The organism is Gordonia sp. CPCC 205333, assembly GCF_048537885.1.
In the GTDB taxonomy this organism is placed as follows: domain Bacteria; phylum Actinomycetota; class Actinomycetes; order Mycobacteriales; family Mycobacteriaceae; genus Gordonia.
Genome location: NZ_JBCLVI010000005.1, coordinates 144,304 through 168,051, shown reverse-complemented (window position 1 = coordinate 168,051; position 23,748 = coordinate 144,304). Strand labels below are relative to the sequence as shown.

Sequence of the window (23,748 nt, the reverse complement as noted above, 5' to 3'; positions counted from 1 at the left end):
CGGTGCCGGATACGCTCGTCGCCGAATTGCCGAATGCGACCGTGCTGGTTGCCGGTGCCGGTGCCGCCGGGCGGTCGGCCGCGGCCTACCTCGCCGGTGTCGGGGCGCGAGTATGTCTGGTAGACGATCGCTATTCGACGCCGGGACGCGAGGTTTTCGGTGGGGTAGAGGTCTCGGGCATCTCGATCGATCGCGCACTCTCCGATGGGTTGACCGACGTGGATCTTCTGGTGGTCTCGCCCGGTTTCGCGCCGACACATCCGCTGCCGGTCGCGGCGCAGGCGGCTGGCGTGCCGGTATGGGGTGAAGTGGAGCTGGCCTGGCAACTCGACCGGGCCGGGGTGCTCGGCGAACCCCGCACCTGGCTGGTTGTCACCGGTACCAACGGCAAAACGACGACTACCGGAATGGTCGAGGCGATTATGACCGCTGCCGGACGGCATGCGGCGGCCTGCGGCAACTACGGACTGACCGTGCTTGACGCGATGGTTGCCCCGCGGCGCGCCGACGTTCTGTGTGCGGAGTTGTCGAGCTTCCAATTGCATTGGGCGCCTTCGGTTCACGCCGACGCCGCGGTTGTGCTCAACGTTGCCGAGGACCACCTCGACTGGCATGGGTCGTTCGCGGCCTATGCGGCGGCTAAGGCCCTCGCGCTGCAGGCGGCGGTCGCCGTCGTTGGCGAGGACGACGTGGTGGCCTCGACGCTCCCGGTCGGGGCTGATAGTCGTCGGGTCGGATTCACGCTGGCCCGACCGGCCCCCGGACAGCTCGGTGTACTCGACGGTGTGCTGACCGATCGTGCCTTCGGTGACGGCGAGTCCGCCGAGTTGATCTCAGCCGATGCCATTCGTCCGGCTGGACCGTCGGGTATCGCCGACGCGTTGGCCGCCGCCGCGCTGGCCCGGGCGGTAGGCGTGAGTCCGCAGCAGGTAGCCGCTGGTTTGCGTACTTTTGCCCCGGCCGCTCACCGGGGCGAGGTGGTTGCCGTCGGCGAGCTCGACGATGGGGCGGTCCTATTCGTGGATGATTCGAAGGCGACCAATCCGCATGCGGCAATGGCTGCGCTGTCTGGGTATGACCGGGTTGTCCTGATTGCCGGTGGGCTGCTCAAAGGCGCATCGGTGGACGAATTGGTTGCGGCGAATGTGACGCGGCTCGCCGGGGTGGTGGCCATCGGTCGAGATCGGCAGATAATCGTCGACACTATTGCGCGACACGCCCCAGAAGTCCCAACAGTCACAGTATTCACAGGGGACGATGGGCAGGTGAGTGTCGTCGAAGGACCTGCCCTGGGAGCGCGCGCCCTGCCGCCGTCAGACGAGCGGGCGAGCCAAACCGTCGATCTGCCACCGTCGCACGCGGTGATGAACGTCGCCGTCGAGCGGGCCTGGCAGCTGGCCGACCGATCAGCACGCCCGGTGTCGGCGGTACTGCTCGCACCCGCCGCGGCGTCGCTGGACATGTTCGCCAGCTACGGCGCCCGCGGTGACGCGTTCATCGCAGCGGCACGCAGTGTGGTGGATTCGGCCCAGGCGTCCCGATGACCGCGGGCGTGACCGGGCGCGACGAGCAGACGAGCTGGCCGGCCGCCATTATCGGCGCGGTCCGCAATATCCTCGGACGGCCGCTGGCGTCATTTCATCTCGTCCTCGCGATGGCCTTCTTCCTAACCGCCTTCGGACTGGTGATGGTGCTCTCCGCGTCATCGGTCGAGGGTTACTCGAAGGAGGGATCGGCATACGGCCTGTTCACCACGCAGATGACTTTCGCGGTGCTCGGACTCGTCGTCTTCTACATCATGCTGCGCCTGCCGATCCGGCTGATTCGTCGGGCGGCGGCGCCGATGATCGTGATCACCACCGTGCTGTTGGCCCTGGTCCTGGTCCCGGGCATCGGTACCCTCAGTCAGGGCGCACGACGCTGGTTCGTGATCGGCGGACTGTCGGTGCAGCCGTCGGAGCTGGTCAAAGTCGCTCTGTGCGTGTGGGGCGCACACCTGCTGGCCTCGCGGCGCCGCGACAACGCGTCCCTGCGTGAATTGCTTATCCCGTTGTTGCCGGTGGCAGCGCTGATCTGCCTGCTGATCATTCTCGAACCCAACTTGTCGACGACGATCACCGTCGCGATCATCGTCGGAGCCTTGCTGTGGTTCGCCGGCCTGCCGCTTCGGGTCTTCGCCGGTTTCGTCGTGACCGGTGTAGCGGTCGCGGTGGTGCTCGCACTCGCCGAGGGGTACCGCTCCGAGCGCGTTCGAAGCTTTTTCGGTGCGATCAACGATCCGCAGGGTGCCGGCTACCAGGCTAGGCAGGCGACGTACGCGCTGGCCAATGGCGGAATCTTCGGCGTCGGACTTGGGCAGAGTCGTGCCAAATGGAACTACCTGCCCAACGCGCATAACGACTTTATCTTCGCGATCATCGGCGAAGAGCTCGGACTCATCGGTGGCTTGCTGGTGGTCGGACTGTTCGCCCTGTTGGCCTTTCTTGGACTGCGTATCGCGGCGAGATCGGTCGACCCGTTCATCAAGTTGATGACCGCGACGATCACGGTGCTGATCACCGCGCAGGCGTTCATCAACATTGGTTACGTCGTCGGCCTGTTGCCGGTCACCGGTATTCAGCTGCCGTTGCTGTCGGCCGGTGGTACCTCGACTCTGACGATTCTGGCGATGCTGGGCCTGCTTGCCAATGCGGCACGACATGAGCCGGACGCGGTGGCGGCGCTAACCGCCAGCGGTCCGGTTCGCGTCAGCCGCCTGCTTCGCCTACCGACCCCGGTGCCGTATCACCCGTCGCGCGCCGACCGCCTGCGCGACCGACTCGACCAGCGGCCGCGAGATCGACGCGGCGTCGAGGCGGGACGATCCGGCTGGCGTCGACCGCGTGACAAGCCTGAGCGTGGGCAGGCCCCGCGACCTAGGGTGTCGAGTCGAGGATCTTCCTATGACCTGCTGACTTCCGGCGCACGTCGTGGTGGCGCGAGTTCTCGGCGCGGTGATGTGAGTGACACAATCGGACGCCGACGCGCGGGCGTAGACGCGACGGTGGACAATCGTTCCCGACGCGCCGATGCCCGGCGCGCGACGCAACAGGAACGGTGGTGGCGTTCGTGACGGTGCCAGGCGATGGCGCGCACTTGTCGGTGGTGGTGGCCGGCGGCGGTACAGCCGGGCATATCGAGCCCGCGTTGGCCGTCGCCGACGCGGTCGCCGCACTGGCACCCGCGGCGCGTATCGCGGCGTTGGGTACGACACGCGGACTGGAGACCCGTCTTATCCCTGATCGCGGTTATTCGCTGGAGTTGATTCCGCCGGTTCCCTTGCCCCGCAAGGTGAATGCCGATCTATTCAAAGTTCCGTTCAGGCTGAGTCGGGCTGTGCTGGCCGCGCGCAAAGTACTCGCGGACGTCGACGCCGACGTCCTGATCGGATTTGGCGGATATGTCGCTTTGCCGGCCTATTTCGCTGCTCGCGGGCATATCCGGAGAAGTCGCCGCATCCCGGTGGTGATTCACGAGGCGAACGCGAGTGCCGGCATCGCCAACAAGATCGGTGCCCGCTATGCCGACAAGGTACTGGCCGCGGTTGACTCGTCGGGCCTCCCCGGCGCCGTCGTGGTTGGTATGCCGGTTCGCGGTTCGCTGGCCGGACTCGATCGAAAAGCCTTACGCGACAAGGCTCGTCACTACTTCGGCCTGGACCCCGACGCTCCGACACTGCTCGTATTCGGCGGGTCCCAAGGAGCTGCCCGGCTCAACGATGCGGTTGCCGGTGCTAGCGGTGCACTCGCTGAGGCGGGGATCGGCGTACTCCACGCATATGGGCCCAAGAACACGATCGAGCCGTCGCATGGACACCGCGATCGGGCGAAGGGCGATGACGCCCGCACGCCACCGTATATCGGCGTCGCGTATCTCAATCGGATGGATTTGGCCTATGCCGCAGCCGATTTGGTGATCTGCCGGTCTGGCGCGATGACGGTCGCCGAGGTTTCCGCGACCGGTCTGCCCGCGGTCTACGTACCACTGCCGCACGGCAACGGTGAGCAGCGACTGAATGCTCTGCCGGTGGTCGAGGCCGGCGGTGGACTGATCGTCGACGATACCGAGATGACTACGCAGTGGGTGGCACGTGAAGTTCCCGCGCTGCTCGGCGACCCCGAACGGCTCGCCGCAATGTCGGCCGCGGCGTCGGCAGGCGGTCACCGGGATGCGGCGAGCGTGGTCGCGCGGACCGCGCTGGAACTGGCAGCCGATTTCGCGGACGAGCGGGGGTGACGATGGCAGAGCATGTCGAAAAGTCTTCTCGGCGAACACTTCCGGAGTCACTGTCACGTGTGCATATGGTCGGCATCGGCGGTGCTGGAATGTCGGGGCTGGCTCGGATTCTGTTGGCTCGCGGTGGTCAGGTGTCGGGATCGGACGCGAAAGACGGTCGTGGGATCCTCGCGTTGCGGACCAGAGGTGCGCAGATCGCGATCGGGCATGATCCCGCGGCGCTCGATCAATTGCCTGGCGGTCCGACCGTGGTGGTGACGACACACGCGGCGATCCCCAAGACCAACCCGGAACTGGTGGCGGCGCGTGAGCGCGATATCCCGATCCTGTTGCGTCCCGCTGTGCTGGCCACCTTGATGGAGGGCTATTCCACGCTGCTCGTGGCCGGTACTCACGGCAAGACGTCGACGACGTCGATGGCCGTTGTGGCACTGCAGAATTGCGGTCTGGATCCCTCATTCGCGGTCGGCGGCGAGCTGAACGAATCAGGTACGAACGCACATCACGGCACCGGCGACATCTTTGTAGCTGAGGCCGACGAGAGTGACGGCTCGCTGCTCGAATATCGCCCGGACGTCATCGTGGTCACCAATATCGAGGCCGACCATCTGGACTTCTTCGGCAGCGAGCAAGCCTATGTCGATGTATTCGACCAGTTCTGCGATCGAGTGGTAGCGGGCGGCACCGTCGTCGTGTGCGCCGACGATCCGGGATCGGCGGCGTTGGCGCAGCGTACCGCCGCGGGTTTGGCCGATCGTGACGTTTCCGTCCTCACCTACGGTCGTAACGGTACTGCGGCACAACTACTTTCATGGGAGCCGACCGCGGACGGTGGGCGAGTGCGGGCACGATTCGCATTGCCCGGAGCCGCTGACGACTTCATCGAGCGCACCTTCATCGTGACGGTTCCCGGCGAGCATATGGCTCTCAACGCACTCGGCGCGATTCTCGGATGTGTCCGTGCCGGTGGCGAATTGGATGCGGTAATCGCCGGCATCGAAGCGTTCAGCGGTGTCCATCGGCGATTCGAATTCCGGGGGACTGCCCGCGGCATTCGCCTGTTCGACGATTACGCGCATCATCCGACCGAGGTGGCCGCGGTCTTGGCCGCCGCTCGGTCGGTTGCCGGTGAGGGGCGCGTCATCGCAGTCTTTCAGCCTCATCTGTATTCGCGGACCAAGGAGTTCGCGGCCGAGTTCGCACTGGCATTGTCGGCCGCCGACCAGGTAGTGGTTGCCGATGTCTACGGTGCGCGGGAGGAGCCACTGCCCGGCGTAAGTGGCCGAATCATCAGCGAATTGGTTTCGGTGCCAGCGATTTTCGCGCGGAGTCTGTCGGAACTTCCCGGGATCGTCGCGGGACTCGCGACTGGAAAAGACATCGTCCTCACGCTCGGTGCGGGCGATATCACGATGCAGGCGCCGGAGATCCTTGCCGCGATCGGCGACGAATCTATTGCTTCGGGTGCGTGAGGCACCAGTGTCGTCGGTGCGTTCGTCGCGGTCCACACGCAGCATATGGTGGGTGCTCGCGGTACTGGTGGTGGCCGGGGCGCTGGCAGCGGTCGCCTACTTCACACCGTTGATGTCTGTGCGGTCCATCGAGATCGTCGGTACCAGCGAAGTATCCGATGATCAGATCTTGTCCGCAGCCGCGATTTCGAAGGGGCGCCCGCTCCTGCAGGTAAATACCGCTCCCGCTGCCCGACGGGTGGCGGCGATACCGGACGTCGCGCAGGTCCGTATCCAGCGGTCGTATCCGTCGAAAATCGTAATCACCGTCACCGAGCGGCGGCCGGTGGTCAAGGTGTCGACCGATACCCAGATACATGTTTTGGATAAGACCGGAGTTGCCTACCGGCATTACGACAAGTCCATCACGTTGCCGCCAGAGATTTCCAAACTGCCGGTGTTTTCCACACCGAATCCGGGACCCGCCGATCCGACGACTAAGGCCGTGCTGCCGGTGATTGCCGACTTACCGCCGTTTCTCGCCGGGCAGTTGGTCGAAGTCAACGCGTCTTCCCCGGTTGACATCGAATTTGTATTGCGCGGCAATAGGACCGTGGTCTGGGGCGACAGCACGCGGACTGCGGACAAGGCCGAGGCGCTGCGGCTGATCATGACTCGTAAGGCGTCGAGCTATAACGTGTCGAGTCCGGAGTATCCCGCCTACCGGTAAGAGTCGACGTCGGGGCGGATGAAGCGACGGGTCTGGTAACTGCGTCGTCGCACGTGTCGAAGTGAATGTTCGCCTGCTCCCGCTGATTCCGCAGTTTTCAGCCAAATCCCGACGCCGCGCGACGGTTTGACCGTGAGCCGCACCGCAATATCGCAGAACTTTGCCGACACGCCGCGCACAAGCTGGCTTGGAGTCGATGCGATGCCTACCGTCATCACCAGAAACAAGTACTTGACATAACTCTATATCTATGGTTTAGGTTTAGGGTTTTTCTCACGAGGAGGGCGAGGCATGACGCCACCGCACAACTACCTGGCCGTCATCAAAGTCGTCGGTATCGGCGGTGGCGGCGTCAACGCTGTCAACCGAATGATCGAGCAGGGCCTCAAGGGTGTCGAGTTCATCGCGATCAACACCGACGCTCAGGCGCTGCTTCTTTCCGACGCCGACGTCAAACTGGACGTCGGACGCGATTCGACGCGCGGACTCGGCGCCGGAGCCGATCCGGAGGTTGGCCGCCGGGCAGCCGAGGATGCTCGCGACGAGATCGAGGAACTCCTCAAGGGTGCTGACATGGTCTTCGTCACCGCGGGTGAGGGCGGCGGCACCGGAACCGGTGGTGCCCCCGTCGTCGCGCAGATTGCCCGCAAGCTCGGCGCGCTGACCGTTGGTGTGGTGACGCGTCCGTTCAGCTTCGAGGGCAAGCGTCGCGGCGGTCAGGCAGATGCCGGCATCGCCGCTCTGCGCGAGTCTTGCGACACACTCATCGTCATCCCGAATGACCGCCTATTGCAGCTCGGCGACGCCGAGGTCGCGCTGATGGATGCGTTCCGCAGCGCCGACGAGGTACTGCTCAACGGTGTTCAGGGCATCACCGACCTAATCACGACGCCGGGACTGATCAACGTCGACTTCGCCGACGTCAAGGGTGTCATGAGCGACGCCGGAAGTGCGTTGATGGGAATCGGTTCCGCGCGCGGCGAGGAGCGGGCCCGTAAAGCCGCCGAGTCGGCGATCAACTCGCCGTTGCTCGAAGCGTCGATGGAGGGCGCGCGTGGGGTGTTGATCTCAATCGCCGGTGGCAGTGACCTCGGTCTGTTCGAGATCCACAACGCCGCGACCCTTGTCCAGGAAGCGGCTCACGAAGACGCCAACATCATCTTCGGCACGGTTATCGACGACAACCTCGGCGACGAAGTTCGTATCACAGTCATCGCCGCCGGATTCGACGGCGGCACGCCGCGTAAGGCAAGCGAGTCGCCGGTTGCGAAATCGGCCGGCCGAGCAGGCGTCGAGCAAGGGCAGGCCGGATCCACGACCGCTGCGGCGAAGAATGACCCACTATTCGGTGCAGCGCCGGCCGGTGCGTCAGATCCGTTCGCGCGCAACGAGGAACCGCGTCGCAACACCGTCCGCCTCGACGATGACGACGTCGACGTGCCGGACTTCATGCGGCGATAGATATGGGTTCGACAGTGCGCCGGGTGACCACCACCCGCGCCGGGGGTGTGTCGGCCGCTCCCTACGACAGTTTCAATCTGGGTGATCATGTCGGCGACGATCCGGCTGCGGTTGCGGCTAACCGGGCTCGGCTCGCGCAGCAGATCGGACTGGCCGATACGCGCGTGGTCTGGATGGAACAGATTCACAGTCGCAATGTGACGGTGGTCGACGGACCGGTCACGGAAGTGATTTCCGCGACCGATGCACTGGTAACCACGCAGCCTGACCTCGCCCTTGCGGTGCTGTCCGCCGATTGTGTGCCGGTGCTGTTATCCGACGACGAGGCTGGCGTGATCGCGGGCGTACACGCCGGGCGGGTCGGTGCGCGGATCGGCATCATTCCCGAGACGCTGAAGGTGATGGTTGAACTCGGGGCGCGTGTCGACCGGATCGGCGCATTTCTGGGGCCAGCGGCATCCGGCGCGAACTACGAGGTACCACCGGCGATGCAACGCGACGTCGAAAAACATTTGCCCGGCAGCGCCAGCCGCACCGCGAAGGGCACGACTGGTCTTGATTTGCGGGCGGGTCTGCGCCGGCAATTGTTGGAGGCCGGAGTTGCCGCGGTTGCCGTGGATCCCCGCGACACCATCGCCGACGGCACGTTGTTCAGTCATCGCCGACAGGCGCCCACCGGGCGTCTCGCGTCGGTGATCTGGCGCGAAACTGGTCGGTGACTCGTGTCGGCGCGGACAGTCGGCGTCGGAGATGACAGCCGGCGCGCTGAACTAGCCGCCAATTTGGCTGCGGTATCAGCCCGATTGGATGTCGCGGTCGCCGACGCGGGGCGCGAGCCTGGCACGGTGTCGCTGCTTGTAGTCACCAAATTCTTCCCGGCCGCCGACGTCCTGCGGCTGATCGATCTCGGTTGTACCGAATTCGGCGAATCGCGTGAGCCCGAGGCTGGCCGCAAAGTGGCCGAAGTGGTTGCGGCGCTAGACGATTCGGCATCAAGGCCGACATTCGACATGATTGGCAGTGTCCAACGTAAGAAGGCGCGATCAGTGGCGCGCTGGGCGCGGACCGTGCATTCGGTTGACGGTGCACCCTTGATCGAGGCCTTGGGCCGGGGTGTGACGGCCGCCCTGGATGCGGGGGAGCGGGAGAATGCGCTCGACGTGCTGCTGCAGGTCAGTCTGGACGATGACCCGGGACGTGGCGGCGTGCCGGCCAACGGATTGCCGGAGCTGGCTGATCAGGTCGGGACGGCTGCCGGTCTTCGGCTGGCGGGTCTGATGGCGATCGCACCCCAGCATGGCGACCGCGAAATGTGGATGGCGAAGCTGGCGCGGACTCAGGCCGACTTCGTCATGCGCTATCCGTTGGCGACGACCCTGTCAGCAGGTATGTCCGGTGATCTTGACGTCGCAGTGAAATTCGGATCCACATGTGTGCGTGTCGGAACTGCAATCTTGGGGGCTCGGCCGATACCGTAATCACATCGGTCACAGAAGTACCAGGATTCACACATTTCACTACAATCACAATTGCAACACCGATCGCCACCCAAGAGAGGCCCGAGATGACCACGATGCAGAAGTTCAAGGCATATTTCGGCATGGTGCCTCCGAGTGACTACGAGGATGACTACCTCGAGGACTCGAACGTGATGCCGGCTCGCTCGGCACCGCGGGAGCGTGCATACCGCGATGACTACTACGGCCAGGGTTCCTTCCGGGACGGTCGGTACGCCGCCGATCGGTTCGAGGCCGACCGCTTCGCGGAGGATCGTTACGCCGACGAGCGTGAGCGGTTCGCGGAGGATCGTTACGCCGACGAGCGTTACGAAGCCGAACGTCGAGTCGCGGGCGGCGAGTACGCATACGCCGGCCCGATGCGGGCCGAGCGTGAGCGTTCGAGCGTCTCGCGCCTCGAGCCGCTGCCCCGGTCCGCCGCCGGTATGCGCGCAGCGGCCGTATCTCGTTCAGTCGCCACCAACGACCAGCGTGAACTCGATCGGATCTTCGCCGACGGACCGCTGCACAAGATCACTACCCTGCGCCCTTCGGACTATGGCGAGGCTCGCACAATCGGTGAACGATTCCGCGACGGCAACCCGGTAATCATGGACCTGGTTGATATGAGCAACGACGACGCTAAGCGCCTGGTGGATTTCGCGGCCGGGCTCGCCTTCGCGCTGCGTGGTTCATTCGACAAAGTGGCCACCAAGGTGTTCCTCCTCTCACCGGCCGACGTCGATGTGTCACCGGAGGATCGCCGCAAGATCGCCGAGACCGGCTTCTACAACCACAGCTGAGCACTCGCCGTCGGGTGCTGGTGGAGTTATGGTGCCGCACCCGGCGAGCGCTAGTGCGCAACTATCGGGCACAGTGGTGTAGTGACGATATTCTGGACAATTCTTACTTACGCATTCTTCGCGTACTGGCTGCTCCTGCTGGGCCGTCTGGTCGTGGAGCTGGTGCGCTCATTCGCCCGGGACTGGCGTCCCAAGGGTGCCGCGGTAATAGTCATCGAGGCGGTCTTCACCGCCACCGATCCGCCGATCAAGCTTCTTCGCCGACTCATCCCGCCGTTGCCGTTGGGGCCGGTCCGCCTTGATCTCTCCCTGATGATTGTGATGATCGTGGCGATTGTCGGTTATCAACTCGCTGGTAGCCAAATTTGATACGAATTTCTTTGAGTCGGTAATCACATTAATGGCATTTAGTCGAATAACAACATTGTCGTTTAGTCGCTTTTCCGAGATATCTGCAGGTAAAAGCGTACTTTCGAGTGTTTGATCAAACGCTCAGGTTGATCCGAAACTAGTCCTGGCCACCACGGTGACGTAACGTTGATTGTCATTGTTTGGCGAATATTAAGTTGCGAGAGCGCATCGACCGGATGCGACCAACGGTATTGATGTGACAGGATAGGACGCTAGTTACGGATTTGAACTCAACGTGACTGCGGCGACGAGCCTCGAACTGACATGTGACAGAGTAAAGGTCACGTGTAGGCAACGGGCTCGGGCCACTGCGCTGGAGTTCAGTGCTCGACCCACAAGTAGAAACGCTCGAACCACAGATAAAGGGGAACCGACCATGCGGCTGACACCGGCTGACGTGCACAACGTCGCGTTCAGTAAACCGCCGATTGGCAAGCGCGGTTACAACGAAGATGAGGTCGATCAGTTCCTCGACTTCGTTGAGGCGGAACTCGCGCGTCTAATCGAAGAGAACACCGATCTCAAGGCTCGCGTCGACGAGCTCGAAGGCGACCTCGCGGCAGCGCGGTCGGGAGCTCCCGCGGCCGCTCCGGCCCCCGAAGATCGCACCCAGGTATTCGCCGCTCCCGCGCCGGCTCCCGCCCCCGAACCGCAGTTCGCGGCCGCTCCGCAGCAGCAGGCCCCGATTGGCGACGAGACCAATGTGCGCGCCGCGCGGGTCCTCGCCCTGGCTCAGGACACCGCGGATCGAGTGACCTCGAATGCACGGACCGAAGCCGACACCTTGCTGGCTGACGCGCGGACACGTGCCGATGCTTTGGTCGGCGACGCGCAGACGAAGTCCGACGCCCTGTTGGCTGACGCCCGGCAGCGTTCGGAGGCAATTCTCGCCGATGCGCAAACCCGGTCCGAGGCACAGTTGCGCCAGGCGCAGGAGCGTTCGGAGGCACTGCAGTCTGACGCCGAGCGCAAGCACAGCGAGATCATGGGCACCATCAACCAGCAACGCGGTGTGCTGGAGGGCAGGATCGAACAGCTCAAGACATACGAGCGCGAGTACCGTACCCGTCTGAAGACGTACCTGGAGTCGCAGCTCGAAGAGTTGCAGCAGCGTGGCAGCGCGGCACCGGTGGAAGGTACTCGCAACGAGTCGTACGGCTCGGACGCCGGCAATAACAACGGCGGCGGCTACCAGAACTTCACCAAGAACTAGGGTTCTCGTCTCGTGCTGTCACTGGCCATTGCGACGACCCTGGTCGGGTTCGCGCTTCTGGTAGTGGGTCTAGTCACCAGTCAGGTGTGGATTGCGATCGCTTGTATCGCAGTCTGCCTGATTGGTGTCGGACTTTTGGTGGCCGATGTGCTCCGGTCGGCCAAGGTCGCCAAGGCGGAAGCCGCCGATGATAGGGATTCGGTGTTCGGTGCCGATATCGAGGAGGGCGACACTCAAGTCGGCAGCGACACTCAAGTTGGCAACGCCCCGGACGCCGATGTTCGTGTCGGCGCCCCGAACCCACCACTCGGGTTTGAGACGCCCGCAGCGCCGTCACCCAGCGTCGTGCGGCACGAGCAGCCGCCGATCGCGAGCGGCGTGCCGCAGCCGAGTTCGCAGGCAGCGCGGCTGGCCGATGAGAAGAGTGCATCGGTCGCCGAGGGGACGTTCTCCGACTATGTGGCGGCCACCACCGGCACATTCAACGCGGCGTCGGACTCAGTGCAGCCACGCGCGGACGAGGCAGATACCGGACCGGTTCCTCGGGTTGATGCAACGCCTGGGGTATTGGGATCGGGAGTCCGCTGGGAGTCGTCGATTGCTCCGGCGCAATCCGAGTTCATCGACCGGGCGGCATCTAACTGGTCGACGTCGACTCCGGTGAAAACGCCGGCGACAGTACCGGCTGAGCAACACCTCGACGGCTCGACCATGCATCCGCGGCCGTCTGTGACACGATCCCGACATCGGGAAACCGACGGCGGCCCGACCGGCGCTGGCGCGTCGGGTATGCCGAAATTCGACCCGCTCGATCCCAACTGGCATCCACCGCCTGAGTAGTGGCACACTGCTAGCAGAAGTTCCACATTGCGTTGATCCGGCCATCACCGGGGAGCACTCGGAAGAACGGTTCGGCATCTGACGATGCCCCGGGCTCAGTAGACCCGAGCGGGTGTGGCCCGTTACAGCCGCGTCGATTTCGGTGTTCGCGCCGGTGTCGGAAGAGAGGCATCGAAAGATGCAAGCGGGGTGGTACCGCGCTGATAGACCGGGAGTTCCCCGATCAGCGTCCCCGTGCCAGAGTTTGATTTCGGCACGGAGGAAGACATGAGTAGCGAATCCGATTTGTCCGGCGATGGTTCGTCGGCACAGCCTGTTGATTCCGGTGTGGGGCAGGTCTACCCGATCATCGACATGACTGGCGGAACCGGCCGAGGTGCACCGCGATTCCCCGATGTCGAGAACATCGTCCTCGACTACTGGGATACCGATCAGACCTTCGAAGCCTCGATACAGAACCGGCAGAGCGGTCCGGATAAAGCTGCCGAGGAATTCATCTTCTACGATGGCCCTCCGTTCGCCAACGGACTGCCGCATTACGGCCACCTTCTCACCGGGTACGTCAAAGATCTCGTCCCACGTTTCCAGACGATGCGGGGCAAACGCGTAGACCGTCGATTCGGTTGGGACACACATGGTTTGCCGGCCGAATTGGAGGCCGAGCGTCAGTTGGGGATCACCGACAAGTCGGAGATCGAAAAGATGGGCGTGGAGAAGTTCAACGACTTCTGCCGCGACTCGGTGCTGCGCTACACAGGTGAATGGCGAAACTATGTGACTCGCCAGGCTCGGTGGGTCGATTTCGACAATGACTACAAGACACTTGATCTCGACTTCATGGAGTCGGTCATGTGGGCATTCAAGGAGTTGCACAACAAGGGGCTGATCTACCAGGGATACCGCGTCCTGCCGTACAGCTGGTACGAGCAGACGCCACTGAGCAACCAGGAATCCAAACTGGATGATGCCTACCGGATGCGCCAGGATCCGGCGGTCACGGTGCGGATGCCATTGGTGATCGGACCGGATTCCGATCTTGCGGCCCTCAACGGCGTGAACGCCCTCATCTGGACCACCACGCCATGGACGCTGCCGTCGAACCTGGCGATCGCGGTGAATCCCGACGTCGAGTATGCCCACGTCCGTGGTTCGGATGGGCAGGAATACCTCCTGGCGAACGCTCTGCTCGGCGCCTACGAGCGAGAACTCGGCGACGTCGAGATCATCGCGACTTATCCGGGTGATCAGCTCGCCGACGTACACTATTTGCCGCCGTTCGATTTCTTTGCGGGACATCCGAATTCGCACCGGATCCTGCTAGGTGACTACGTCACCACCGACAGCGGCACTGGCATCGTTCACCTCGCGCCGGCCTTCGGCGAGGAGGATATGGATCTGGCGACCGCCAATGGCATCGAGGTGGTGCAGCCGCTCGATCCGGGCGGCCGGTTCACCGCACAGGTACCGCCGTACGAAGGGCTGATGGTATTCGACGCCAACCCGGCGATCATCAAGGACCTCAAGACATCTGGGCGCATCCTGCGACATGAGACGATCGAGCACTCGTACCCTCATTCATGGCGCTCGGGTCAACCGCTCATCTATATGGCGGTGCCCTCGTGGTTTGTCGCGGTCACCCCGATCAAGGAGCGGATGCTCGAACTCAACAAGCAGATCAACTGGGTGCCATCGCATATCCGCGACGGGCAGTTCGGCAAATGGCTTGAGGGTGCGAGGGATTGGAACATCAGTCGTAACCGCTATTGGGGTGCGCCGATCCCGGTGTGGGTATCCGATGATCCCGATTATCCGCGGATCGACGTGTACGGATCGCTCGACGAGCTCGAACGTGACTTCGGTGTTCGTCCGACCAACTTGCACCGACCGTATATCGATGATCTGGTCCGCCCGAATCCCGATGACCCGAGCGGCAATTCGACGATGCGGCGCGTTCCGGAGGTACTCGACTGCTGGTTTGAATCAGGCTCAATGCCATTCGCCCAGGTGCACTATCCCTTCGAGAATCGGGAGTGGTTTGACGGCGGCGATGCGGGCGAGCTTCCGCACAATCCGGGTGATTTCATCGTCGAGTACAACGGGCAGACTCGTGGCTGGTTTTACAACCTGCATGTCTTGTCGACTGCGCTGTTCGATCGGCCGGCGTTCAAAAATGTTGCGGCACATGGGATTGTGCTGGGCGATGACGGACAGAAAATGTCGAAGTCCAAGCGCAACTATCCCGATGTCAACGAGGTCTTCGATCGGGACGGCTCCGACGCCATGCGGTGGTTCCTGATGGCGTCGCCGATCCTGCGGGGCGGCAACCTGGTGGTAACCGAACGCGGTATCCGCGAGGGAGTGCGGCAAGCTCTGTTGCCACTGTGGAACGCGTACAGTTTCTTGCAGCTCTACGCCGAACGGCCCGCGGTCTGGCGTACCGACTCGACGAATGTGCTCGACAGGTACATTCTCGCGAAACTCGCCGTCACGCGCGATGAGATGACCGAGGCACTCGACGTCTATGACATCGCCGGTGCGTGTGAGTCGTTCCGCATGTTCTGCGAGTCGCTGACCAACTGGTATGTGCGGCGGTCACGTTCGCGTTTCTGGGGTGGCCAGGACGCTGACCCCGACGCGTTCGACACGCTGTATACGGTGCTGGAAGTCGCTGCCAGACTGTCCGCGCCACTACTGCCGCTGGCGACCGAAGCGATGTGGCGTGGTCTGACCGGCGAGCGTTCGGTGCATCTGACGGATTGGCCGTCGGCAGGCGACCTTCCTGGCGACGCGGATCTGGTTGCCGCGATGGATGAAGTTCAGGCGGTGTGTTCGACCACGTCGAGTGTGCGCAAGGCGAATAAGTTGCGCGTGCGACTCCCATTGCCGGGGTTGACGATTGCATCGCCGACGGTGGACCGGTTGCGTCCGTATACCGACTTGATCGCCGACGAGATGAACGTGAAGTCAGTCACGTTGAGCGAGGATGCCGACAAGTTCGGACGCGTCGAGCTATCGGTGAATGCCCGGGTAGCCGGACCGCGACTGGGTAAAGATGTCCAGAAGGTCATCAAGGCGGTCAAGTCGGGTGAGTGGTCGGTGTCGGCTGTCGCGGACGGCGGCGAGGTAGTCACGGCGGGTGGCATCGATCTTGTCGACGGCGAGTACACACGCAAACTCGTTGCCGCCGAGCCGGATTCGACTGCGGAGTTGCCCGGCGGGGGCGGACTGGTCGTCCTCGATACCGCGGTCACGCCGGAGTTGGAGGCCGAGGGCTGGGCGAAGGACCGTGTCCGCGAACTTCAGGACGCACGTCGAAACCTCGGCTTTGAAGTGTCTGATCGCATCACCGTGCGATTCGTCGTCCCGGCCGAACGGCTGGATTGGGCGCGGACGCACTCGCAGTTGATCGCGGGTGAGGTACTTGCGACCACCTTCGACGTAGAGACCGGTGCGCCGGGCGCGATCGAATTGGGCGATGGAGTAAGCGCGGATGTAAGTAAGGCGTAACACGCTGGATCGTCGAAGTGGACGGTCAGGTGTGGTTGTGGCGCGGCACCATTGGATCGTCGGGTGCCGAAGCGAGCTTGCGAGTTTCGGTGTATCGAGATGTGGTGAGCCGACGTCGTCAAGGTGACTCAGGTGGCTGGGTTGGGAGGTCGCCGCGCGGCGTCTCGATACACCACGCCTCGCAAGCTCGTCGCGGCACTCGACGATCGAGGTGGACGGTTGGTTGTGGCGCGGCACCATTGGATCGTCGAGTGCCGAAGCGAGCCTGCGAGTTTCGGTTTATCGAGACGTGGTGAGCCGACGTCGCTGACGTAGCCCCGTGGTGCGCAAGTCGTCTACTTCTCAGCCGACGTTGCGCCAAGGCGCTGCCGCAACTGTGCGTCGAAGAGCAGTGCCGGGGCGCTGAATGTGTCGGCGCCGAATCCACCGAAGATTTCTTGGCCGACCGCTCCGATCAGCCAGGTCCACAATGACACGGCCAGGACCAGCGCCGCATCGTCGAGTTCAACGCCGAGGTCGGCGCGGATGTAGGCGAGGTCGGCGGCCAGTCCTGGGTCGACGTCGCCGGTCGCGATCAGCTGACCGCTGACAACGGCCTGCGCCAGCGTCTCGATCAACCTGCGCATCACTCGTGTGCCTGGCTCGACGGTACGTTCAGCCGGCGCGTGATAGCCGGGTACCGGTGAGCCGTAGAGCAAGGAGAACTGTGCGGTATTCGCGATCGACCAGTCCCGAAACGCATGTGCGAGAACGCGAATCCGCTCGCGAGGGTCGTCGTGCGGCGAGGACGACACCGCATGGTCGACGGTGTCACCCAATTCGCCGTACGCCTCGACGACCAGTCGGGTCAGCAATTCGTCGCGACTCTCGACGTACCGGTAGATCGCCGACGAGACCATCCCCAGTTCGCGCGCGATGGCGCGCAGCGACAGTGCCGCCGCGCCCACGGTCGCCAGCTGAGCGCGCCCGAGGTCGAGGATGTGGGCTTCTACGGCCTGCCGTTTCGCTGCGCGACTACTCATATGCCGCATTCTGCCACAAATGAGAGCAGTGCTCTTGATTTGCGTCGAGCCGATGTGCATACTCGATATGAGAGCAGTGCTCACATTTGTTCCGGAAATATCGAGAGGAATCGACAATGACCACCACCCACTATCACTCGGCTACGAATCCTGTTGAGCGGCTATTCAATTCGTCAGTTCGCTGGCTTGCCGATCGCGGTGTCAATATGGCCGGGGCGCAAAGCCTGACCGTCTACGGTCGCGTAAGCGGCAATGCGCAGCGTATTCCGGTCAACCCGATCGTCATCGGTGGACGGGAATATCTGGTCTCGCCCCGTGGCAACACCCAGTGGTCACGCAACGCGCGAGTGAATCCCACGGCCGTACTGCGCCGCGGTCGTCGGGAACGTGGCGTCACGCTCGTCGAGATCTTCGACGCCGACGTCAAGACAACGGTCATCACCGACTATCTGCGCCGCTGGGGCTGGGAAGTCGGCCGGTTTCTGCCCGACGGCCTTACCCCGACGTCGGAGGAATCCGTCCTTCGTGCGAATCTCGATGCCCTTCCGGTCTTCGGAGTGAACTAAGGCGTCAGATCCTGGCCGGTTGCCAGGAACCTATTATGGGTTGGTGAGTTCGGACCTGGCGCAACGTAGCCCTCGCTGGGTTGTGCATCTGGATATGGACGCGTTCTTCGCATCGGTGGAGGAACTGACCAGGCCGACGCTGGCGGGGCGGCCGGTTCTGGTCGGTGGACTCGGTGGCCGCGGGGTAGTGGCCGGCGCGAGTTATGCGGCCCGCGAATTCGGCGCACGGTCGGCGATGCCGATGCATCAGGCCCGCCGCCTTGTCGGTGCGGGGGCGGTGGTGTTGCCGCCGCGTGGTTCGGTGTATCGCGTGGTGAGTGAGCGAGTCTTCGGCATTGTGCGCCAAGAGATTCCGACGATCGAGATGCTGTCTTTCGACGAGGCGTTCGGCGAACCCGAAGCGCTGGTCGGCGCAACCGCACGGGATGTCGTCGCATTCGCCGAGCGACTGCGGGCCCGCATCACCGCCGAGGTGGGACTGACCGCATCGGTTGGTGTCGGCAGTGGCAAACAAATCGCCAAGATCGCTTCCGGGATGGCCAAACCCGACGGTGTAATGGCGATTCCGCCGTCACGGGAACTGGAGTTCCTGCATGCATTGCCGGTGCGCAAATTGTGGGGCATCGGCCCAGTGTCGGGAGATCGGTTGGCACGGTTGGGAATCGACACCATCGGTGACCTCGCCGCGATGTCGCCGGTTGAAGTATCGTCGGTCCTTGGTGCCACCATCGGGCCTGCGTTGCACCGGCTTGCCAAGGGGATTGACGACCGTCCGGTCGCCGAGCGAGCTTCGGCGAAGCAGATAAGCTCGGAAACCACACTGGCGCAAGATATTATCGACCTGCCTACCCTACGGCGAGAGATTACCAAAATCGCCTCCGATGCCCATCGTCGGCTGATCTCGGACGGCCGCGGCGCCCGAACCATCGTGCTGAAACTCAAGAAGTCCGACATGTCGATCCTGACCCGCTCAGCGACTCTGCCCGGTTCGTCAGTCGACGTCGCGGTGCTGACCGCCGCTGCTCAGCGATTGGCGCTCGATCCGATGGACGTGGGCCCGATCCGTCTCGTCGGCGTCGGATACTCCGGATTGACTGCGGTAGAACAATTCTCGCTTGACTTCGACGGTCTGGCGAACGGTGCCTCGAGTGTCGGTGAAGTGGTGCTGACATCGGATGATCAGGCGTCGGAACAGGGGATCGCGGTACCGACGGAATCCGCACCGCAAGACAGTGATACCCCAGAACTCGTTGCGGCCCAGCAACAATGGCCAACGGGTCTGGATGTCGTGCATGGCGAGCTCGGGCACGGGTGGGTGCAGGGGAGTGGGCACGGCGTAGTGACCGTCCGATTCGAGACCAGGGCGAGCGGACCGGGCCGCGCGGTCACTTTCCGGCTGCCCATCGAGGAACTGAAGCGGGCAGATCCGCTGGACTGCCTCGACTGGTAGGCCGGCTAGTCCACCGGTCCGGATGCGGCGAAGAAGGTAGCGACCTCATCCCGCGTGGCACCGGCGGAAAGTAGGGCCATCAAAGCGATTCGAGTCTGCGGGGCGCGTAGCCACCCCGATACGAGGGCACCCGCCGCCACTGCGTCCACCGCGCCGCCGCCACCGCCATAGGTCGGCACGACTTCGCCGTAGGGCACCCGCGTACTCACCACAACGGCAATGCCGTTCGCGACGGCGAGTGATACCTGCGCGGTGATGTCGGGATGGGTATTGCCAGATCCGTTGGCCGACAGCACAATTCCGGCGGATCCTTGTGCGGCCGCCGCTGCGATGATTCCCGGATTCACCCCCGGGTACAGCGACAGCAAGTCGATCCGAGCGGGAGTCTTCGCGGGGGTGGGCAGCGGAACCGATGGCCGACCCAGTCCCTGATGCACGACGTCGAACGCCCGTGCGTGCGACGTGCTGACCTTGAATAGCCCACGCGCGGGCCACACCGTTCCACTCATAGCGACCAATACACCGCGTCCACGCGCGGACGGATCAGCCGCACATGACAATGCGGCGGAAAGATTTGCCGGACCGTCGGGCTCCGGTGAGTCGTCGGTGAACTGCGCACCGGTGAACACCACCGGGCTGACCGTGCCAAGACTCGCGAGGTAGAGGTCGACGAGAAAGGTGATTTCTTCCATCGTGTCGGTGCCGTGTGTGACGACGACGCCGCGTACCGATTCGTTGGCAACGGCAGCGAGGACGGCATCGACGATGCGGAACTGATCGTCGACGTTCATCGCCGAAGAATCCTTGGACATGAGGTCGATGATTCGCAGCGACCCCGCACTGTCCCCGCTTGCCGCACGGGCGATCAAGTCGGCTCCGCCAAGAGTTGGAATGGCGCCGGTCGAAGTGTGCTGAGCGGCTACGGTGCCCCCGGTGGTTATGACGACGATATGTCCGGCAGTGTCTGTTGCTGGCATGCGCACTAGCGTGGTCGGACGCAATGCTTAACGTCAAGCGTTGGTGCTCTCAGGATCATTTGGCATAGTGATAGCTCGTGCCCGCACTGCAAAAGTGCGAATTGCCACCTTTGTCACGACAGTTAGGGAATGATCTTGAGGTTTGCGAAGTTCGTCGCCGCAGCGGCAGTCCTTGGTGCGGCCACCACGTTGGCCGCATGTGGCTCCGATGATGAAGCACCGCTTGTCACGACCACGCCAAGTGCCACATCCACGGCAGAGTCGTCCACAGCCAGTGCCGACGGAATCACCGGCGTCACCGATCCCAATAAGCGCCCAACCGTCGCAGTGCTCAACAAGATGCTCGACAAGGCGCTCGACGCCGACGCTCCGGTCAGCGAGAAGACCTTGCTGGTGCAGGGATCGGAGAAGGACCCGCAGGTATTCACCAAGCTCAACAAGGCGCTCGCGGACAATCCGGGAGTCTCCTACAAGATCTTCCCACCGGTGATTCCAGCCGGTCCCAAGAAGGCCAACGTCAAGGTGCAGGTGAAACTGCCCAACGACCCGGCGACCAAACTCGAGGCGAGCATCGTCTTCGACAACGGTCGGTGGAAGCTGGCCAACAGCACCGTCTGCCCGCTGCTCTCGGCGAATAACGTGAAGTCCGCTATGTGCACGACGGCGAAAACGTCGGCGACCAAGCCGAGCAACTGATCTCGCGCACTAACTGAACCCGCGGCGAAATGCCCCCTGGGCAAGTCAGGCGTCGATATGACGTCTGACTACACCAGGGGGCATTTCCCTACTGGTCTACCGACTGCGATAAGTGACCGTGAATCCCATCCCCTGCAATAGCGGGTCACCGTCGCCGACGAGTTCGCGTCCGCCGGTCATGGTGATGATTCCCGACAATGGCAGCGCGCGATGCAGGTCCAGCGTCACGGTCCCTTTGCCTGTCATCGAATAGCGTTTGATACGCAAGGTCTGATTGGTCCCGGGAACTGCGAAGACATCATTGACCGGCGACTCGTCGATGGTCACGTCGACCACTGCGGTATCGCCTGTTCGAGAGCGCAGCGTCGCGTCGATCGTCTGTTTGGTTGTCGCCGCGCCGGCGATCGTGCGGGTTGACCGCCATTTCGCGCCGACGCCGACCTGGTCGCTCGGCAACCGGACGGAATGCTGCAATGCCTGGATCAATGCCTGTTCGACGGCGGCGCGCGCCTGTGAGGACGCGGCATCCGGTGGGGCGATCCGCAGGGAGATCGGTGCGGCGCCCGGTCCGAGACTCATTCCCGCCAGCGCGTCGCGCTCAGCTTTGAGTTCATCGTTGAGCAGGACGTCGGGGGAACTCACCTCGCCGAGCGTCATCTCCACGTTGGTCGGATCCTCGCATCCAATCCGGGCGGTCAGCGGCATGGTCACTGTCTGCTCGGTGCGACCGCCGGAGCGTTCTTCGGTTGACGTGGTCGTCAAGGTGACCTGTTGTGCCGCAGTCACATTCGGTGATCCGCCGAGTAGCTGGCGGGGCATGGCGCCGGCGTCGTTAACCGAGACCGATGCCGGTGTGATCGGCAGGAGGTTCACGCCCTCGGCGCCTGATGTCGATTCGGTCGCACACGGACCGGTATTCGATGCGACGGGCGCCGACTCCGAATCACCGCCGCCGCATGCGCTCAAGACGGTGGTCAGGGCCACGGCGCAACAAACACCGCGTAAGGCGGTGTGCGGACCGGAATGGGGTGATGACACGCCCGACAGCCTATCGAGGAAAGTCTGACATTTTCCTGTGCGGCGCGGGGCACCGCGCGGACCTCCAATGGCCAGCATGGATGATGGAAGGGTGTCAGATACCCCCTCGACAGTCTCCGCGCAGCCGTCGTCGCAACGCCGGTCGCGGGTTACGATCACTCTGCTGCTGATCGCGTTGGTTGTGCTCGCGGCGGATATCGCCACGAAATCCCTTGCGGTGGCCCATATTGACCCGGCCAATCCGATCTCGATCATCGGCGACACGGTCACCCTGACCTTGCTCCGCAACAGTGGCGCCGCATTCTCGATGGCGACCGGCTACACCTGGGTTCTGACGATTATCGCGTTGGTAGTGGTCGCCGTGATCGTCCGATTCTCCGCACGCTTGCGATCGGGCTGGTGGATGTTGGGTCTTGGCCTGGTCCTCGGCGGCGCGTTGGGCAATCTGGTCGACCGGATCTTCCGTTCGCCGGGTCCGTTGCGCGGCTACGTCGTCGATTTCGTGTCGGTCGGCTGGTGGCCTGTGTTCAACGTGGCCGACTCGGCCGTCGTCTGCGGTGCGATCCTGCTGGTTGTCTTGACCATCATCGGCATCGAGTTCGACGGCACGCGAACCGGCTGGGCCGCTCGGGGAGACGATGAATCCGATGACATCGCGGTGCCGCCGGAGACGGGGGCAGACGTCGAAAAGCCAAGTGGTGCCGAGGAACAACCCACAGATACCTCGGTGACAGACGCTGAGCCGGCGAAGGCCGACGACACCGGCAAGGAGTCCAAGGATGCGTGACTCGCGGGCCATGCCGGTACCCGACGGCGTCGCGGGTATGCGGGTTGACGCTGGCGCAGCTCGGATCCTGGGGCTGTCGCGAACCGTGACCGCGGCACTCGCCGAGGCTGGCGATATCACCGTCGACGGCGTGGCCGTCGGCAAATCGCACAAACTGATCGCGGGGTCGTGGCTCGACGTCGTGCTACCCGAACCCGACGAGCCGCTGCGCATCGAGCCGACTCCGGTTGAGGATCTCGAAGTCATCTATCACGACTCCGACATCGTCGTCGTAGACAAACCGGTCGGCGTCGCAGCTCATCCGTCGGTCGGCTGGAGTGGCCCGACGGTTATCGGTGCGCTGGCGGCTGCGGGTTTTCGGATCTCGACGTCGGGTGCGCATGAACGGCAGGGGATTGTGCACCGGCTCGATGTCGGGACGTCGGGAGTGATGGTCGTCGCGGCGTCGGAGCGGGCGTACACGCTGCTCAAACGCGCGTTCAAACAGCGCACCGTCGACAAGCGGTATCACGCGCTGGTGCAAGGTCACCTCGATCCGCCGAGTGGCACTATCGACGCGGCGATCGGGCGGCATCCCGGCAATGACTGGCGGTTCGCGGTGACGGCGAACGGGAAGCCCAGCGTCACGCACTACGACACCCTCGAGATGTTCGCGTCGGCGTCGCTGCTCGACGTGCATCTGGAGACGGGGCGGACGCACCAGATCCGCGTGCATTTCTCCGCGCTGCATCATCCGTGTTGTGGTGATCCGACCTATGGTGCCGACCCGGTTCTTGCCGCGCGCCTCGGCCTCGAGCGGCAGTGGTTGCATGCCAGAGCGCTGTCGTTCGCTCATCCCGCTGACGGGCGTGAGGTGACTTTCACCAGTGAGTACCCCGATGATCTGCAACACGCGTTGGACCTGCTCCGCGAGAGTTGAGCACCCCCGTCGTGTGCCCCCGGCTCCGGGAAAATCGTCCGAATAGTGGGCTTCTGAGGGCATATTGCCCTCGCTGCCCGACTATTCGGACGATTTTCAACCGAGC

21 protein-coding genes are annotated in these 23,748 nt (G+C 63.5%); 18 read left to right on the top strand and 3 right to left on the bottom strand.

Translation table 11 applies throughout. The annotated features are described in order from the left end of the window. The first annotated feature begins 2 nt into the window (after nucleotides 1–2). The 13 genes from murD to ileS all read left to right on the top strand — a co-directional run bounded on the left by murD (nucleotide 3) and on the right by ileS (nucleotide 16,187). Nucleotides 3–1,544: a UDP-N-acetylmuramoyl-L-alanine--D-glutamate ligase gene (gene murD / locus AAFP29_RS18640; RefSeq protein WP_419218906.1), complete on the top strand. Its 1,542-nt coding sequence runs from the start codon at nucleotides 3–5 to the stop codon at nucleotides 1,542–1,544. Continuing rightward, nucleotides 1,541–3,112, top strand: coding sequence for a putative lipid II flippase FtsW (gene ftsW / locus AAFP29_RS18635; RefSeq protein WP_419218905.1), 1,572 nt, complete (start codon nucleotides 1,541–1,543; stop codon nucleotides 3,110–3,112). The genes murD and ftsW overlap by 4 nt, the downstream gene beginning before the upstream one ends. After that, nucleotides 3,100–4,275, top strand: a complete 1,176-nt coding sequence (gene murG, locus AAFP29_RS18630; RefSeq protein WP_419218904.1) for an undecaprenyldiphospho-muramoylpentapeptide beta-N-acetylglucosaminyltransferase — start codon at nucleotides 3,100–3,102, stop codon at nucleotides 4,273–4,275. Before ftsW ends, murG begins: the two co-directional genes overlap by 13 nt. 2 nt (nucleotides 4,276–4,277) lie before the next feature. Then, a complete protein-coding gene (murC, locus tag AAFP29_RS18625) occupies nucleotides 4,278–5,747 on the top strand; it encodes a UDP-N-acetylmuramate--L-alanine ligase (RefSeq protein WP_419218903.1) in 1,470 nt (489 codons plus the stop codon). 16 nt (nucleotides 5,748–5,763) lie between these two features. Continuing rightward, nucleotides 5,764–6,456, top strand: coding sequence for a cell division protein FtsQ/DivIB (locus AAFP29_RS18620; RefSeq protein ID WP_419219400.1), 693 nt, complete (start codon nucleotides 5,764–5,766; stop codon nucleotides 6,454–6,456). Between the two features lie 291 nt (nucleotides 6,457–6,747). After that, nucleotides 6,748–7,917: a cell division protein FtsZ gene (gene ftsZ, locus AAFP29_RS18615; RefSeq protein ID WP_419218902.1), complete on the top strand. Its 1,170-nt coding sequence runs from the start codon at nucleotides 6,748–6,750 to the stop codon at nucleotides 7,915–7,917. A gap of 2 nt (nucleotides 7,918–7,919) precedes the next feature. Then, nucleotides 7,920–8,636, top strand: coding sequence for a peptidoglycan editing factor PgeF (pgeF, locus tag AAFP29_RS18610; protein WP_419218901.1), 717 nt, complete (start codon nucleotides 7,920–7,922; stop codon nucleotides 8,634–8,636). Nucleotides 8,637–8,639: 3 nt separating this feature from the next. Continuing rightward, nucleotides 8,640–9,395, top strand: coding sequence for a YggS family pyridoxal phosphate-dependent enzyme (locus tag AAFP29_RS18605; protein WP_419218900.1), 756 nt, complete (start codon nucleotides 8,640–8,642; stop codon nucleotides 9,393–9,395). 86 nt (nucleotides 9,396–9,481) lie between these two features. Beyond that, nucleotides 9,482–10,216: a cell division protein SepF gene (locus tag AAFP29_RS18600; protein WP_419218899.1), complete on the top strand. Its 735-nt coding sequence runs from the start codon at nucleotides 9,482–9,484 to the stop codon at nucleotides 10,214–10,216. Nucleotides 10,217–10,297: 81 nt separating this feature from the next. Next, complete coding sequence (locus AAFP29_RS18595) at nucleotides 10,298–10,585, top strand: YggT family protein (RefSeq protein WP_419218898.1); 288 nt, start codon at nucleotides 10,298–10,300, stop codon at nucleotides 10,583–10,585. A gap of 418 nt (nucleotides 10,586–11,003) precedes the next feature. Continuing rightward, nucleotides 11,004–11,840 carry a DivIVA domain-containing protein gene (locus tag AAFP29_RS18590; RefSeq protein ID WP_419218897.1) on the top strand — a complete coding sequence of 279 codons (837 nt, stop codon included), beginning with the start codon at nucleotides 11,004–11,006 and terminating at the stop codon, nucleotides 11,838–11,840. A gap of 12 nt (nucleotides 11,841–11,852) precedes the next feature. Beyond that, entirely contained in the window at nucleotides 11,853–12,680 is an 828-nt protein-coding gene (locus AAFP29_RS18585; protein ID WP_419218896.1) for a hypothetical protein, read from the top strand. Nucleotides 12,681–13,034: 354 nt separating this feature from the next. Next, nucleotides 13,035–16,187, top strand: coding sequence for an isoleucine--tRNA ligase (gene ileS / locus AAFP29_RS18580; RefSeq protein ID WP_419219399.1), 3,153 nt, complete (start codon nucleotides 13,035–13,037; stop codon nucleotides 16,185–16,187). A 335-nt stretch (nucleotides 16,188–16,522) separates the two neighbouring features. Here the strand turns inward: ileS and AAFP29_RS18575 are convergent, their stop codons facing one another. Further along, nucleotides 16,523–17,209 carry a TetR/AcrR family transcriptional regulator gene (locus tag AAFP29_RS18575; protein ID WP_419218895.1) on the bottom strand — a complete coding sequence of 229 codons (687 nt, stop codon included), beginning with the start codon at nucleotides 17,207–17,209 and terminating at the stop codon, nucleotides 16,523–16,525. Between the two features lie 116 nt (nucleotides 17,210–17,325). On the opposite strand from AAFP29_RS18575, the gene AAFP29_RS18570 reads away from it, so the two are divergent. Continuing rightward, complete coding sequence (locus tag AAFP29_RS18570) at nucleotides 17,326–17,775, top strand: nitroreductase/quinone reductase family protein (RefSeq protein ID WP_419218894.1); 450 nt, start codon at nucleotides 17,326–17,328, stop codon at nucleotides 17,773–17,775. Nucleotides 17,776–17,869: 94 nt separating this feature from the next. Beyond that, a complete protein-coding gene (locus tag AAFP29_RS18565; RefSeq protein WP_419219397.1) occupies nucleotides 17,870–19,225 on the top strand; it encodes a DNA polymerase IV in 1,356 nt (451 codons plus the stop codon). 5 nt (nucleotides 19,226–19,230) lie between these two features. Here the strand turns inward: AAFP29_RS18565 and AAFP29_RS18560 are convergent, their stop codons facing one another. Beyond that, entirely contained in the window at nucleotides 19,231–20,202 is a 972-nt protein-coding gene (locus AAFP29_RS18560) for an asparaginase domain-containing protein (RefSeq protein WP_419218893.1), read from the bottom strand. Nucleotides 20,203–20,337: 135 nt separating this feature from the next. Between AAFP29_RS18560 and AAFP29_RS18555 the strand changes: the two genes are divergently transcribed. Next, the gene (locus AAFP29_RS18555) at nucleotides 20,338–20,898 is read left to right on the top strand and encodes a hypothetical protein (RefSeq protein ID WP_419219396.1); all 561 of its coding nucleotides are present in this window, start codon (nucleotides 20,338–20,340) and stop codon (nucleotides 20,896–20,898) included. Between the two features lie 96 nt (nucleotides 20,899–20,994). Here the strand turns inward: AAFP29_RS18555 and AAFP29_RS18550 are convergent, their stop codons facing one another. Continuing rightward, nucleotides 20,995–21,936: a hypothetical protein gene (locus AAFP29_RS18550; protein WP_419218892.1), complete on the bottom strand. Its 942-nt coding sequence runs from the start codon at nucleotides 21,934–21,936 to the stop codon at nucleotides 20,995–20,997. Nucleotides 21,937–22,012: 76 nt separating this feature from the next. Here AAFP29_RS18550 and lspA point away from each other — a divergent pair, with 76 nt between their 5' ends. Together lspA and AAFP29_RS18540 are read left to right on the top strand one after the other, a co-directional pair. Then, nucleotides 22,013–22,723 (top strand): signal peptidase II, encoded by a 711-nt coding sequence (gene lspA, locus AAFP29_RS18545; RefSeq protein WP_419218891.1) that lies wholly within the window; start codon nucleotides 22,013–22,015, stop codon nucleotides 22,721–22,723. Then, nucleotides 22,716–23,642 (top strand): RluA family pseudouridine synthase, encoded by a 927-nt coding sequence (locus tag AAFP29_RS18540; protein ID WP_419218890.1) that lies wholly within the window; start codon nucleotides 22,716–22,718, stop codon nucleotides 23,640–23,642. The genes lspA and AAFP29_RS18540 overlap by 8 nt, the downstream gene beginning before the upstream one ends. Nucleotides 23,643–23,748 lie beyond the last annotated feature (106 nt).

What these genes read in the sequence shown, in the direction of transcription:
- AAFP29_RS18600 (WP_419218899.1), top strand. Translation starts at nt 9,482, where the DNA reads ATGACCACGATGCAGAAGTTCAAGGCATATTTCGGCATGGTGCCTCCG.
- AAFP29_RS18565 (WP_419219397.1), top strand. Translation starts at nt 17,870, where the DNA reads ATGGACGCGTTCTTCGCATCGGTGGAGGAACTGACCAGGCCGACGCTG.
- ileS (WP_419219399.1), top strand. Translation starts at nt 13,035, where the DNA reads ATGACTGGCGGAACCGGCCGAGGTGCACCGCGATTCCCCGATGTCGAG.
- lspA (WP_419218891.1), top strand. Translation starts at nt 22,013, where the DNA reads ATGGATGATGGAAGGGTGTCAGATACCCCCTCGACAGTCTCCGCGCAG.
- AAFP29_RS18570 (WP_419218894.1), top strand. Translation starts at nt 17,326, where the DNA reads ATGACCACCACCCACTATCACTCGGCTACGAATCCTGTTGAGCGGCTA.
- AAFP29_RS18575 (WP_419218895.1), bottom strand. Translation starts at nt 17,209, where the DNA reads ATGAGTAGTCGCGCAGCGAAACGGCAGGCCGTAGAAGCCCACATCCTC.
- murC (WP_419218903.1), top strand. Translation starts at nt 4,278, where the DNA reads ATGGCAGAGCATGTCGAAAAGTCTTCTCGGCGAACACTTCCGGAGTCA.
- ftsW (WP_419218905.1), top strand. Translation starts at nt 1,541, where the DNA reads ATGACCGCGGGCGTGACCGGGCGCGACGAGCAGACGAGCTGGCCGGCC.
- AAFP29_RS18540 (WP_419218890.1), top strand. Translation starts at nt 22,716, where the DNA reads ATGCGTGACTCGCGGGCCATGCCGGTACCCGACGGCGTCGCGGGTATG.
- ftsZ (WP_419218902.1), top strand. Translation starts at nt 6,748, where the DNA reads ATGACGCCACCGCACAACTACCTGGCCGTCATCAAAGTCGTCGGTATC.
- AAFP29_RS18590 (WP_419218897.1), top strand. Translation starts at nt 11,004, where the DNA reads ATGCGGCTGACACCGGCTGACGTGCACAACGTCGCGTTCAGTAAACCG.
- AAFP29_RS18560 (WP_419218893.1), bottom strand. Translation starts at nt 20,202, where the DNA reads ATGCCAGCAACAGACACTGCCGGACATATCGTCGTCATAACCACCGGG.
- pgeF (WP_419218901.1), top strand. Translation starts at nt 7,920, where the DNA reads ATGGGTTCGACAGTGCGCCGGGTGACCACCACCCGCGCCGGGGGTGTG.